The 13,288-nt window shown below is 63.2% G+C and carries 12 protein-coding genes and 1 riboswitch; of the genes, 6 read left to right on the top strand and 6 right to left on the bottom strand.

Going from position 1 to position 13,288, the window contains the following annotated elements:
• Positions 1–48: 48 nt before the first annotated feature.
• Positions 49–1,617, bottom strand: coding sequence for a sensor domain-containing diguanylate cyclase (locus CAF70_RS12595; RefSeq protein WP_085625009.1), 1,569 nt, complete (start codon positions 1,615–1,617; stop codon positions 49–51).
• A 152-nt stretch (positions 1,618–1,769) separates the two neighbouring features.
• On the opposite strand from CAF70_RS12595, the gene CAF70_RS12590 reads away from it, so the two are divergent.
• Together CAF70_RS12590 and CAF70_RS12585 are read left to right on the top strand one after the other, a co-directional pair.
• Positions 1,770–2,270 (top strand): DUF4142 domain-containing protein, encoded by a 501-nt coding sequence (locus CAF70_RS12590; protein ID WP_085625007.1) that lies wholly within the window; start codon positions 1,770–1,772, stop codon positions 2,268–2,270.
• An 8-nt stretch (positions 2,271–2,278) separates the two neighbouring features.
• Positions 2,279–2,530 carry a hypothetical protein gene (locus tag CAF70_RS12585; RefSeq protein ID WP_013972652.1) on the top strand — a complete coding sequence of 84 codons (252 nt, stop codon included), beginning with the start codon at positions 2,279–2,281 and terminating at the stop codon, positions 2,528–2,530.
• A 105-nt stretch (positions 2,531–2,635) separates the two neighbouring features.
• On the opposite strand, the gene CAF70_RS27915 is transcribed toward CAF70_RS12585, so the two are convergent.
• Positions 2,636–2,806: a DUF6021 family protein gene (locus CAF70_RS27915; protein ID WP_256573284.1), complete on the bottom strand. Its 171-nt coding sequence runs from the start codon at positions 2,804–2,806 to the stop codon at positions 2,636–2,638.
• A gap of 55 nt (positions 2,807–2,861) precedes the next feature.
• Positions 2,862–3,848 carry a DNA-binding protein gene (locus CAF70_RS12580; RefSeq protein WP_085625005.1) on the bottom strand — a complete coding sequence of 329 codons (987 nt, stop codon included), beginning with the start codon at positions 3,846–3,848 and terminating at the stop codon, positions 2,862–2,864.
• 238 nt (positions 3,849–4,086) lie between these two features.
• Here CAF70_RS12580 and CAF70_RS12575 point away from each other — a divergent pair, with 238 nt between their 5' ends.
• From CAF70_RS12575 to CAF70_RS12565, 3 genes are all read left to right on the top strand, one after another.
• Positions 4,087–4,692 carry a transcriptional regulator gene (locus tag CAF70_RS12575; protein WP_085625003.1) on the top strand — a complete coding sequence of 202 codons (606 nt, stop codon included), beginning with the start codon at positions 4,087–4,089 and terminating at the stop codon, positions 4,690–4,692.
• 135 nt (positions 4,693–4,827) lie between these two features.
• Positions 4,828–5,829: a threonine/serine dehydratase gene (locus CAF70_RS12570; protein ID WP_085625001.1), complete on the top strand. Its 1,002-nt coding sequence runs from the start codon at positions 4,828–4,830 to the stop codon at positions 5,827–5,829.
• Positions 5,826–6,773 carry an ornithine cyclodeaminase family protein gene (locus CAF70_RS12565; RefSeq protein WP_085624999.1) on the top strand — a complete coding sequence of 316 codons (948 nt, stop codon included), beginning with the start codon at positions 5,826–5,828 and terminating at the stop codon, positions 6,771–6,773. Before CAF70_RS12570 ends, CAF70_RS12565 begins: the two co-directional genes overlap by 4 nt.
• Before the next feature lie 13 nt (positions 6,774–6,786).
• Here the strand turns inward: CAF70_RS12565 and codA are convergent, their stop codons facing one another.
• The 3 genes from codA to CAF70_RS12550 form a co-directional block, all read right to left on the bottom strand.
• The gene (codA, locus tag CAF70_RS12560; protein WP_085624997.1) at positions 6,787–8,028 is read right to left on the bottom strand and encodes a cytosine deaminase; all 1,242 of its coding nucleotides are present in this window, start codon (positions 8,026–8,028) and stop codon (positions 6,787–6,789) included.
• Between the two features lie 87 nt (positions 8,029–8,115).
• Complete coding sequence (tenA, locus tag CAF70_RS12555; RefSeq protein WP_085624993.1) at positions 8,116–8,778, bottom strand: thiaminase II; 663 nt, start codon at positions 8,776–8,778, stop codon at positions 8,116–8,118.
• Positions 8,775–9,422, bottom strand: a complete 648-nt coding sequence (locus tag CAF70_RS12550; protein ID WP_085624991.1) for a TenA family protein — start codon at positions 9,420–9,422, stop codon at positions 8,775–8,777. The genes tenA and CAF70_RS12550 overlap by 4 nt, the downstream gene beginning before the upstream one ends.
• 78 nt (positions 9,423–9,500) lie before the next feature.
• Positions 9,501–9,616, bottom strand: a riboswitch (TPP riboswitch).
• A gap of 239 nt (positions 9,617–9,855) precedes the next feature.
• On the opposite strand from CAF70_RS12550, the gene CAF70_RS12545 reads away from it, so the two are divergent.
• Positions 9,856–13,245 carry an Ig-like domain-containing protein gene (locus tag CAF70_RS12545; protein WP_085624989.1) on the top strand — a complete coding sequence of 1,130 codons (3,390 nt, stop codon included), beginning with the start codon at positions 9,856–9,858 and terminating at the stop codon, positions 13,243–13,245.
• Positions 13,246–13,288: the final 43 nt, after the last annotated feature.

The following is a 13,288-nucleotide window of genomic DNA, read 5'->3' as shown; positions in this document are numbered from 1 at the left end:
TGTAGGAGCTGGCTTGCCGGCTAGGCCGGTACCGGTAATTGAAAGAAATCATTCTTCCAGCCCGACCGCCATACTCCCCGCCACACAATACCCATCCCGGCCCTGGCGCTTGGCCTGATAAAGCGCCGCATCCGCCGCCGCCATAAGCCGCTCGGCCGTCACCTCCTCCCGCGCCGGGTCACCCACGGCAATTCCCGCACTGAACGATACCCGCCCCAGTGGGCTACCCGCATGCTCCAACAGCTGCCGGCGCAACAGTTGCTGCACCTCCTGCACCAGCAGTTCCGCCCCGCGAGTATCCGTATCGGGCAGCAGCAGAGTGAACTCCTCGCCCCCAAAGCGCACAGCCAGGTCGGCCGGCCGCTTCAGCGCCTGTTGCAGCAACTCGGCAAAACGCCGCAGGCACTGGTCGCCCGCTGGGTGGCCGTAACGGTCGTTGTAGGCCTTGAAGTAATCCAGGTCGAGCATCACCAGCGCCAGCGGATAGCCCTGGCGTCGCGCCCTGCGCAGCTCCGGCTCGAACACCGCATCCAGCCGCCGACGGTTCCCCAGGCCGGTCAGGCTGTCGGTCAGCGCCAGGGCCTTCAAGGTCTGGTGTGCCTGGTGCAGGGCCCGCTCGATGGCAATACGCTCGCGCAACTGGCGCAGCACCACACCACCAAAGGCCGCCAACCCCACCAGTAGCAGCAGCAAAACCGACACCGATTTGATCGCATCGCGGCGCCACGGCGCGATGATCGACTCCCGCGACAAGCCCGCCTCCACCACTAACGGATAGCTCGACAGCGCACGATAGCCATACAGCCGTGGCGTACCGTCCACCACGGCGACCGCCTCGACCACTCCTTCGTTTGCATGCGGCAAGTGGTTGCGGAAGATCTCACTGTTGCGCAGGCTGCGGCCCACCGCCTGCTCGACGAACGGCCGCCGCACCAGGATGGTACCGTCACGCTTGGCCAGCACCAGTGCGCCACGTTCGTCGATCTTGAAGTCGCCGTAGTAACGCACGAACCACTCCACCTTGATGGTGCCCAACAACACCCCGGCGAAACTGCCGTCGGCATGTTCCAGGCGCCGTGAAATGGGGATGATCAGGTCACCAGTGGAACGGCTGCGCACCACTGAGCCAATGTGTACCCCTCGGTCGGTATGCTCGCGGTGGTAGATGAAATAATCACGGTCGGCATTGTTGGCATTGGCCGGAACGTCCGCCTGGTCGGTGACGATCCAGCTACCATCCGGGCCATACACGAATAACCCGTGCAGTTGCGGCATGATGTTTTTTTGCTGGACCAGCAAGGTATGCAGGCGCGGCCGGTCGATATGCCCGAAACCGTCGCCTTCCAGCCGCTCGGCCAGCGCCGCGGTGATGGCGTCGACCTGGCGGATGGCGTCTTCGGCATGTTGCGCCGTGGCCCGGGCCAGGTTGGTAACCATGTTCTCGGCATTGGTGAAGGCGTGCCGGTAGTCGCGCCAGATACGCCAGCCTTCCACGACCGCGAAGGCCAGCATCACCACCAGCATGAACGCGACCACCAGGCGGAACAGCGCCACGGCGCGGCCCTCGCCGCTTACGGCGAAAAGTCCGTCCTCATCCTGTTTCCTGGTTGCACCCATTGAATTCCCTGGCCATACCGCGTTCGCCGCCTTTCACTATAGTTCAGCACCACCTGAGCGAAGCCGGCCAGGAAAAAGATTAAACCTTTGCCGCGCCTGCACCCTCAACCGTACGCGACACTGAGGTCGCGTCACGGTTTAAGGAGTGAAGCATGAGCAGTCTCTTCATCAAGCGAGTCGGTTTTTCCATGGTGCTGGGCCTGGCATCGGTACACGCATTGGCGGCGGGCTCCGATGACTTCGTCGAGGCGGCCACCGAAGCCGGCATTGCCGAGGTGGTCACTGGCAAACTGGCCCTGGAAAAAAGCCAGGATGCCGAGATCAAGACCTTCGCCCAGCAGATGGTCACCGACCACACCCAGGCCAATCAGAAGCTCGGCGACATTGCTCGCAAGCTGGACATTTCCGTACCCGACGAAGCGGCAATAACCGACAAGGTCAAGAAGATGATCCTGGAATGGCGGGAGGAATCGTTCGACAAGTCCTACGTCAACAACCAGGTCGACGCTCACGAAAAGGCGGTGGAGCTGTTCAAGAAGGAGGCGGCTTCGTCAGACAAGGCTGAGCTCAAGGCCTTTGCGAGCGAAACCCTGCCCAAGCTCGAACAGCATCTGGAGCATGCCAAGGCGCTTCAGGCCAAACACGGCAAGTGAGGCCCGCCATGAGCAACGATGCATTGAAAGCCGAAGTGCTGACTCGTCTGCTGCACGCTCACCCCCAGGGGCTGGGCAAGGAAGTGCTGGACAACTATCGGGGCGAGAAAGCCGTTGCCGGTATGTTGAAGACGCTGCAGGAGGCCGGTTTGATCCAGGATGGCAGCGTGGCGGTAAGCAGCGACCACCAGATCAGCGTGAATTATCCGATCAAACTCTCGGCTGCGGGCGTGGAGGCGGCCAGGCAGGCGGAGTCCTGAGTCGAGCGAGCCGGGCTTGCCTGGCCAAGGGCTCGAGCCTGCGGCCCTGGCAATGCCATCCCGATCGCGGGGGCCGCTGCGCGGCCCTTCGCGACACTGCCGCCTTCATGGGGATTTTTCGTCATCCCGCGGTGGCTTGGCAGGCCCTTGAGGGTCGACTTGTGGATCCTCCACATCTGGCGAATCAGGATCGAAACCCAAGTCCTCGCGCTTGTTCGCCTGCTCGGACGAATGGGGCCCTTGGGGGTGTTTTCCTGGTTGTTCTGCTTCAGGCATGAGGCTATCTCCGGTGCGTGTCTAGGGAAGAAACCACCGGCCGGGAAAAGTTTGATTAATCTGTTTTCGCGGCTAGCCGAGTACGGCATTGAACCAGCGCTTCATCACGTTCCTTCAGCTGTTCCTCGAGCCACTGCAGTTGGCGAGCCTGTTCCGCGCACACGTCGCGCCTGGCTTCAAGGCTCTGTGCCTGCACATCCAGCTGCCGACGCATCTCCTCGCTGGCGCCCTGTGCCTGAGCCAGGATTGTGCGCAAGCCCTGTATCTGCGCATCACGCTGTTCCAGCAGTTCATCCTGCGCCCTGCAGGCGCTGACGGCCTGACGATGTTCACCCAGCAAGCGCTCGTTGTCGCGGTGCAGGCGCGTCAGTTCGTCCTGCTTGACGATCATGCCCTGCTGCAGTTGACGCACTTCCACCTGCAACTGTTGCAGCTGCGATTCGTGGCGGCGCTGTTCCTGCTCACGCTGTTCGCGGCTGGCGGTGCGGTAGTGCTCCAGCGCGTCGCGGGCATGACGGTGCTTGTCTTCCAGTGATTTGACCTGCTCATCCTTGTCGGCCAGGCGCACCTGCAGCTCGCCCAGCGACTGGTTGAGGCTGGCACTGCGCAACTGTTCGGCCTGCAGCGTGCTTTGGGTGGAAAGCAGTTTTTCCGACTCGGCGGCCAGTGCGGCCACGTCGATCTGATGCTGCTGATGCGCCGCAGCCAGTGCCTGCTGGGCAATGGCCAGCTGTGCCTCCAGTTGTTCGCGCTGTCGAGCGAAGGCGCTTTCGGCCTGCTCGATCTTCAGGTCGGCCTCGTCCTGCAACTGGGTTGCCAGTTGCCCGACCAATCGGCTCAGCACATCGCTCAGCGCCATGCCGCCTTCGGCGGCCACAGGCTGCTGGCCGTTCAACTCTTTCAGGTAGCGGTGAATCGTGGTCTTGGACCCGGTGTTGCCCAGCTCGATACGTATGGCATCGATGCTGGGATTCTCGCCCCGGGCAATCAGCGCCTGACGCGCCTGCTGCACTACAACCTTGTTTATACCGCCCCGGGCCATGCTTGCTCCTACGATTTTGTACCGTGTTATGTACCATGTAATTACGTACCAATTATGCTGCCTCGCAATCTACCCTGCAAACATTTAATGAGGTGGAATAATCACGGCTTATCGCATGTGACAGGGAAAACAGAGCGGTTTCCAGCCGGGCGAATGTACCGACCCTGCCTGTAGCTGCCTTGTGTCGGTTGCGCTTTGCCGCCACCATGGGCGTCCAGCACCCGATCACCGACCGAAAATGACCCTGGAAAACTACAAGGCAATCGCCGACAGCATCGCCCTGCTGCTGTACCCGCACGCAGAAGTCATCGTCCATGAACTGCGCAGCCAGACGGTCGTGCACATCGCCAACAATTTCTCCCAGCGCAAACTGGGCGATGACTCGGCCATCGACCACGAACTGGGCGACCTGCTGAACGGTGCCAACCTTGGGCCCTACGAAAAGCTCAACTGGAACGGCCAGAAGATCCGCTCCATCAGTACCGTGCTGCGCAACAGCGACGGTGAAGCCGAGTTCCTGATGTGCATCAATCTGAACGTGTCGGTACTGGAGCAGGCCCGCGCGGCGCTGGAGGCGTTCTTCCAGGTGAGCCGGCTGGTGCCGCAGCCGGATTCGCTGTTCCGCAACGACTGGCAGGAACGCATCAACACCTTCCTGCATGCCTGGCTGCAGGAGCGCAACCTGTCACTGCAAACGCTGCAGATAAAAGACAAGCGCAGCCTGGTGCAAGCATTGCACGCTGAAGGCGCGTTCGAGGGGCGCAGCGGCGCCGACTACGTCGCTAACGTGCTCAACATGGGCCGGGCCACGGTGTACAAGTACCTGAAGGAATTCCGCACCTAGGCGACAACTCCTCCCCTGTAGCCCATTACGCGGGCGGCCGGTCTCGGGCGCCAACGGTTGCGCGCACCCTCTTGCCTGATATGGATTAATAGTCTACGGTGGACATGTTTTCCACGAATAGACAGGAATGCAGTCATGTCAGCCGCCACCGCTTCTCCTTCCGTTGTAGATACCCGTTACCTGGATGCGCTATACGAAGCGATCAAGGATGCCCATGTGGCGCTGCGCCCGGCCGTCAGCATCACCCCACTGACCTACAGCGCCCGCTTGTCGGCAATGAGCGGCTGCAACGTGCTGCTCAAGTGCGAACACTTGCAGCACACCGGCTCGTTCAAGTTTCGTGGAGCCAGCAACAAGATCCGTCTGTTGCCGGTCGACCGACACCAGCAAGGCGTGATTGCCGCCTCCTCCGGCAACCACGGGCAGGCACTGGCGCTGGCGGGTAAGCGGGCTGGGGTACCTGTCACCGTTTACACCACCACCTCTGCCTCTGCGTACAAGGTGGAAGCCATGCGTGCACTGGGCGCCGAAGTGGTCTGCCTGCCCACCGACCCGCTGAGTGCGGAACTGGAAGCAGCCAGCCAGGCCAAGGCCCAGGGCAAACCGTTCGTGTCGCCCTACAACGACCCGCAAGTCATCGCGGGCCAAGGCACCATCGGCATCGAGCTGTTCGAGCAGGCGCCAGAGCTGGACGCCGTGTTCGTTGCCGTGGGCGGTGGCGGAATGATTGCCGGTATTGCTGCGGCCTTGCGGGTACTCAAACCTGGCATCGACATCATTGGTTGCTGGCCAGAAAATGACCCCGCCCTGCAGCAGTCGCTCAAGGCCGGCAGAATCATCGACGTGGAAGCGACTGACACGCTGTCCGATGGCACGGCCGGCGGTGTCGAGCCCGGTAGCATCACCTTCCCGCTGTGCCAGGCGCTGCTGACCGACACCGTGCTGGTCAGCGAGGCCGAGATCAGGGCCGCCATGCGCGATGTCGCCAGCAGTGAGCGCTGGATCATCGAAGGTGCCGCCGCTGTTGCGGTCGCGGGCATGCAAAAGCTTGCCGAGCGCTACCGCGGCAAGAACGTGGCGGTGGTCGTGTGTGGCCGCAACATCCTGCTCGACAAATTCCTCGAGGCTGTCCAATGAAGGTTTTCAGCAAAGCGCAGATCACCGCCAGCCTGGACCCGGAAGCCGCGGTACGTTGCCTGGAACAAGGCTTCATCGCCTACTCCGAGGGCAAGGCGCAGGTCCCGCCGGTCCAGGGCTTTGCCTTCCCCGAGGCCAACGGTGACTGCTGCGTCAAGTCGGCTTACCTAGCGGGCAGCGCCACCTTCACGGTCAAGCTCTCGACCGGCTTCTACGACAACCCGTCCAGGGGCTTGCCGAGCAACGACGGTTTGATGCTGGTGCTGTCTGCGCTCACCGGGGAGCCGCTGGCCTTGCTGCAGGACGAGGGGTGGCTGACCGGTATGCGCACAGCCCTGGCCGGGCGTATCGCTGCGCGGTTGCTGGCGCCGACACAGATCAGCGCCATTGGCATCCTGGGTACCGGCATGCAGGCGCGGATGCAGCTTGAACAGCTGGGCGCAGTTACCGACTGCCGCCGGGTCATTGTCTGGGGGCGCCAGGACAGCGGGCTTGCCGCCTACAGCACCTTTGCCTCTGCGCTAGGTTACGAGGTGCGGACCACCCGTGATCCCGCAGAGGTCGCCGCGGCGGCAAACCTGATCGTCTGCACGACTCCGTCGCGCCAACCGCTATTGCGCAGCGAGTGGGTGCAGCCCGGCACGCACATCACCGCTGTCGGTGCCGATGCGCCAGGCAAGCAGGAGCTGGACCCGGCGCTAGTGGCCAGGGCGGATCGCGTCGTCGTCGACTCGATGGCCCAGTGCAGCCAGTACGGCGAGGTTGCCCATGCCTTGAACAGCGGCTTGATCGACGCAACCCAGCTGAGCGAACTGGGTGCGCTGCTGGCTGGCCGTGCCAAGGGGCGTGAGCATGATGACCAGATAACCCTGGCGGACCTGACCGGCGTAGCCGTGCAGGATGCGCAGATCTCAAGCTGCGTGCTGGCTGCGCTGGCCGCCTGAAACCACGCCGGCGTCAGGCAAAGCGTTGCACCTGCGCCGGCGTACGCCGCATCAGCACCTTACCGTTGCGTACCGACACCAGTGCATGCCCCTGGCTGCGCACCATCTCGTAATCGTCTGGCGCGGACAGCAGCAACAGGTTCGCCGGGCGCCCCACCTCAATGCCGTAGCGTTCGCCCAGGTTCAGGGTGCGGGCGCTGTTGTCGGTGATCAGGTCCAGGCAGCGTTGCAGGTCTTCGTAGCCCAGCATATGGCAGATATGCAGGCCGGCCTCGAGAATACGCAGGATGTTGCCGTTGCCCAGCGGGTACCAAGGGTCGACGATGGAGTCCTGGCCAAAACAGACGTTCATCCCGGCCCGGTCGAGTTCGGCCACGCGGGTGACGCCACGGCGTTTCGGGTAACTGTCGAAACGCCCTTGCAGGTGAATGCTTTCGGTCGGGCAGGAGACGAAGTTGATACCCGACTGTTTGAGCAGGCGAAACAGTTTGTAGCAGTAGGCATTGTCGTACGAGCCCATGGCCACGGTATGGCTGGCCGTCACCCGGGCACCCATGTCGCGCACCCGGGCCTCTTCGGCCAGCACCTCGAGGAAGCGCGACTGTGGGTCGTCGGTCTCGTCGCAATGCACATCCACCAGGCAGCCGGTGCGCTCGGCCAGGTCCATCAGGAACTTAACCGACGACACGCCCTGGTCGCGGGTGTTCTCGAAATGCGGGATACCGCCGACCACATCGGCGCCAATGGCCACCGCCTCGCTCATAAGCGCCCGACCATTGGCGTACGACTCGATCCCCTCCTGGGGGAAGGCGACGATCTGCAGGTCGAGCATGTCGCGCACTTCATCACGCACTTCGACCATGGCTTTGAGAGCGGTCAGGGTGGGGTCGGTGACATCGACATGGGTGCGCACATGCTGGATGCCATGGTCTACCAGCATGCCGATGGTCTTTTTCGCGCGGCGCTTGATGTCGTCGTGGGTGGTGATTGCCTTGCGCTCGGCCCAGCGCTCGATGCCTTCGAACAGGGTGCCGCTCATGTTCCATTGCGGCTCGCCTGCGGTCAGCGTGGCGTCCAGGTGGATGTGCGGTTCGATGAAGGGCGCCACCACCAGGTTCTGCCCGGCGTCCAGGTCATCGGCAGCGCACGCGGCCACCCCTTCGCCCTGGGGCACGATGGCGGCGATGCGTTCGCCGCTGAGCTCGATGCGGAACAGGCCGGGCTTGCCGCGCAGGCGTGCGTTGATGATGTTCATGATGCTTCTCCCTGGGCTTGGCTGATGGCCCTACCAGAATAGTGACGGAAATCGCATCTGCCCGGCTAGCGCGGACCGTGCAATACATTACTGGCTAGCCAACCCCATCTGCCAGAAGTCCGCCTCCAGGCTGGACGCCTGGCCGAAAATCCCCACCAGCTCGGCAAACCGCTGCTCGGTCATGCTTCGCGCCGCCAGTTCATCCAGATGCTTGCGCGCCGCCGCTGCAACACCTTGGTAGCCCTCACCGGCATACTCGGCGATCCACTCGCGGTACGGGTGGTTGCCCAGATCGCCAATGCGCTCGGACAGCGCCCGGCCAATCTCGGCATAGCCGATCACGCAAGGCGCCAGCGCCACATGCAGCTCCAGCAGGTCGCCCGCAGCGCCGCAGTCCAGCACATAGCGGGTATAGGCAACCGTGGCCTGGTGTTCAGGCGCGGCCTCGATATCGGCCTGGGTCAGGCCCCAGCGTGTGCACAGGCGCAAGTGCAGCTCGGTTTCATCCAGAATCGCCGCCAGCCCGGCCTGCGCAGCACGGATATCGGCCGGGCGGCGGCTTTTGTAGGCGGCCAGCGCCCATGCGCGGGCGAACTGGATGAGGAACAGGTAATCCTGTACCAGATAGGTACGGAAGGCGGCTTCGCTCAGCGTACCCTCGCCCATCCGGCGCACGAATTCGTGGTCGACGTAGCTGTTCCACTGCGGTTCGGCGGCCGCTTTGAGGCGGTCGAAGATATCCAGGCTCATTTGTCCTCCGGGTAGACGGCATCGAAGAAGGCCAGCTCCAGCGCCACGGTGCGCTGGTAGAAGTCACCTGCCAGCGCGGCTTCCTGCGGGCCGACGCGGTCAAGTTCGGCTTGCAGGAAGGCAACGAAGTCCTGGAATGCCGGGTTGTCGTGCAGGGTGATCCATTCGGCGTGGACGAAATTGTCCGGCATCGGTTTTGGCGCCTTCAGCGCCCAGTCCAGGTACAGGCCTTCGGCGACGTTGAGTACTGCCAGTGCGGCTGCATAGGACCTGGTGGCCGCCGCTTCGCGCATGATCGCCTTGAAACCTGCGGTTGGCACCGTGTCGGCCGGTTGGCTGCGTTGTGCAGCACCTACACCAAGGGCCTCGAAGGCGCGCAGGAAGTAGGTGTTCTCGTCACTGCAGATCATCCCGGCAAAACGACCGAAGCGCAGGCGCGCCTCGAACGTGTCGGCGGTGGCGATGGCTGCGCCCAGCAGAGTCAGGAAGCTGTCGAGGAAGCGGTGGTCCTGCACCAGGTAGTCGACCATGATCGGGTCCGGCAGGCTGCCGTCGCACAATCGGGTGACGAAGCGGTGGCCAACGGCCGCCGACCAGGTCGGCTCGCTGCGGCGGCGCAGGGACTGGCTGAAGCGTTCGGTCATGTTGCTGTCCTTGATGGTGGAGACAGCGAGACCACGATGGTTGGCATGGACGGGCCTCGCAGTGAGGCCGGCGAAAAGGCAGGTTGCAAGCCCCAATCCCTTCGCCGGCATGATCCGGATCAGGTTCGAAGGGTCACCGCGCTGCAGCGTTCAGCGGTTTCTCAGCCCTTGGCCGGGCTCCCCTTGGTGGCGCTCAGGTATACCCCAGGGCACCGCTGCTGTCACCCAATCTTTGGGCAATGGGTGACCCACTAGTGGGGCCCCTTACCCATTTTTGACGCCACGTTATTTTGCGCGCCATAGGCGCCGCAAGGATTTGTTTGGAAACACATTCCTCGCTTCTGGGTTGGCACACCCGTTGCTCTAGCCCCAGAAACGGGCAAAAAGCCATTGATGGCCGCAAGCCATGATGTCGCGAACGAGGCATACGGCAATGAAAACACCTGCCATGATCCACCCCGCCAGGCCTGCATTTCAGCTGTCCACCGTCACTACGCTGATGCTCGGCCTCGGGCTGATCACGGCTACCGCCGCTCCCCTCGATGACAACAGCATGCCTCCGCCGACCGACCCTTCGGCCTACACAGACCAGCCTGCGGACCCGACCCAGCCCTTGCTCGACCTGTACAGCATGCCGGAAGCCAACGGCGGTTCACTCGAATTGACCGATGGTGCATACGGCAACCGCGACACGGTTAGCGCCAATAATGTGCTGCCACCGGCCCTGCAAACCGACAACAAATACCCCACCAACGGCAAGCCCAGCCCGCTGTTCGGGGCGCTGCCGTTTACCCAGCAGTTACTGCTGTTCGAGGAATTTGGCACCGAAAAGCTCGACCCCACGCTGCCGCCGCCCGCCCTTACCTTCCCGGTGCCCACATTGGGCGCAGCACCGGCGCAGGACCCTGACGTGGTCGCTCGCAGTGGCCCTGCCGGTACGGCCCTGGAAGCCTTCCTCAAACAACCGGGCCTGTACCCGTTCCCGACCCAGTATTCCAACGTGCTCGACCGCAACCCATGGAAGGCGCAGATCGAGATGTTCCTGAACCGCAAGCCGGTTGGCTCGCCAGCGGAAGGCCGGCCACCAGGAAAAGGCTGGTCGCACCAGCGCTGGAACGAGTTCTACCCACAGGCGGGGTTCAAGACCGCCCAGGCCGGTGCACGCATCAACCTCGGCCTGCGTGACCGCAAGCAGCTGCACAACTATGCGGTCGGTGAGTTCGCCCCGGGCGGCCTGTATTACCAGACCTCCGACATCCCGAACACGCTGGGCACCACCAAGGGCATCGACACCCGCTTCCACCCGAGGATGCCACTGCAAAACCACAAGTCGCTATGGACCTTCGACGGTACCTTCCCGCCCAAACTGTTGATGGCGCGCTATGGCCAGCCGATCCTGATGCGCCATTACAACGCCCTGCCGATCGACCCATCGGCCAACTACGGCTTTGGCTTGCACACCCTCTCCACACACGAACACAACGGCCATTCGCCGGCAGAGAGCGACGGCTATGCCAATGCCTACTTCTTCCCCGGCCAGTATTACGACTACCGTTGGCCGCTGCAGCTGGCCGGCTACGACACCATCAACACCCTCGCCCAGGACGCGCGTGCGGCGTTCCCCTGCTCGCCGGGTGAAACCCTGTTCGTCAATGACGCCTCGCCCGGCGTGAAAACCTGCCAGAACGGCAGCATCAAGATACGGGGTGACTGGCGCGAAACCATGAGCACCCACTGGTTCCACGACCACATGATGGATTTCACGGCGCAGAACGTCTACAAAGGCAACGCCGTGATGATGAACTACTACAGCGCCCTGGACCGCGGCAACGAGGCCCTGCAGGATGGCGTGAACCTGCGCTTCCCCAGCGGCTCGGGCATGCCGTGGGGCAACCGCGACTACGACGTCAACCTGGTGATCGCCGACAAGGCCTGGGATGCCAATGGGCAGCTGTGGTTCAACCCGTTCAACACCGATGGCTTCCTCGGTGACCAGATCCTGGTCAACTGGCAGTACCGGCCCGTGCTGAAGGTACGTGCGCGCAGCTACCGCTTCCGTATCCTCAACGGCTCGGTGTCGCGCTACTTCAAGTTTGCCGTGGTGCGGGAAATTGCCGGTACCAGTGGTGAGTTCAAAGGCCCCACCGGCTCCAACCTGTCGTATGCACGGGTGCCGTTCCACATGATCGCCAACGACGGCAACATCATGGAACACACCGTGCCGTTCGACGGCACCATGGACCTCAACGGTGACGGCAACCTGCAGGACAACAACGGTATCCTGCCGCTGCAAGGCATCGCCGAGCGCTACGACATCATCATCAACTTCGCCAAGAACGGCATCAAGGTCGGCGACAAGCTGTATTTCGTCAACCTTGAGGAACACCAGAGTGGCAAGGGCCCGGAAGGCGCCATCTCGCTGGCCGACGTGCTGTCGGAAAAGTACAAGCCGGTGATCAAGCAGACCAGCAAAGGCCCGCGCTGGGAAAACGGCGACCCGGCAATCGGCAGGTTCCTGCAGCTTGTGGTACAGCCCTACAGCGGCCAGGACCTCAGCATGAACCCGGCAGCCTATGAACCGGCCAAACCGGGCAAGGCCGCAGGCATGAAGATGCTGCCGCTGCCCATCGACCGCAACTCTGCCACCGACCAGGCCAAACTCCAGGCTGCCCGACACCGCGAGTTCATCTTCGGTCGTTCGGACGGTACCGACACCCAGCCCTGGACCATCAAGACCGACGGCGGCTTTGGCTACAGCATGGACCCACGACGCATCAACGCGGCGCCGCAACTGGCCCAGCAGTCCACCGACGGCGGTTTCAGCGGCGACGGCACCCTGGAAGTGTGGAAGATCATCAACGGCGGCAATGGCTGGAGCCACCCGGTGCATGTGCACTTCGAGGAAGGCGTGGTCCTTAGCCGCGACGGCAAGGCACCGCCAGAATGGGAAAAATGGGCGCGCAAGGACGTGTATCGCATCGGGCCGGATATCGATTCTTCGGAAGAGGTGGAAGTGGCAATCCGATTCCGCGAGTTTGCTGGTACCTACATGGAACACTGCCACAACACCCAGCATGAAGACTCGTCGATGCTGCTGCGCTGGGACCTGGAGCACCCAGGCCAGTTCCAGGTGATGCCGACCCCTCTGCCAGGCTGGGATGGCGTGGAGTACGTCGCTTCGGTTGGCCTGCCGACCTTCCGCACCCAGGGCCGTGGCGAAGATCCGGCCAACAAACCGCCGGTCGCGGCCAACGACAGCGCGGCAACCACGGCCGGCAAGCCGATCACTCTCAATGTGCTGGCCAACGACAGCGATCCGGAAGGCAACCTGCCGCTGAAGGTCGTCGGCCTCAGCCAACCGGACTCTGGCCAGGGCAACACCAGCACAGATGGCACCACCGTGACCTACACCCCGCCGGCCACGGTCACCACACCGTTCACCGCCAGCTTCAACTACTCGGCGCGTGACAGCAAGGGCGCCGAATCGGTAGCGCCGGCCACGGTCAGCATCGCGGTGGGCGCGGCGGTGGCGATCGACCAGATCCAGGTCACCAGTGCCACGGTACAGGTGCTCAGCAGCAACCGCTTCACCTGGGAAATCGCCGGCACCACAACAGTGGCCACGGGCAACAGCATCACTGTGACCGCTGCCACTACCGGCGGCCCGGTGAACCTGGGCACCGCCACAATGACCGCCACGGGCAGCGGTGCCAGTTGGCGCTTGGTGGCAACCACCAGCGGCTATGGCCCGGCCACGCCGGCGACGGTGACCGTGAAATCGGCGCTGGGGCAGAGCGTGACCGCGCCAGTCAGGTACAAGTGAAGGTAAAGCGGGGGCCGCTGTGCGGCCCATCGCCGGCAAGCCA

Origin of the sequence: Pseudomonas sp. B19(2017) (genome assembly GCF_002113165.1) — a bacterium.
Classification (GTDB): Bacteria; Pseudomonadota; Gammaproteobacteria; order Pseudomonadales; family Pseudomonadaceae; genus Aquipseudomonas.
Note: the sequence above shows the minus strand (reverse complement) of the source record. Positions and strands in the feature narration are given on the sequence as shown.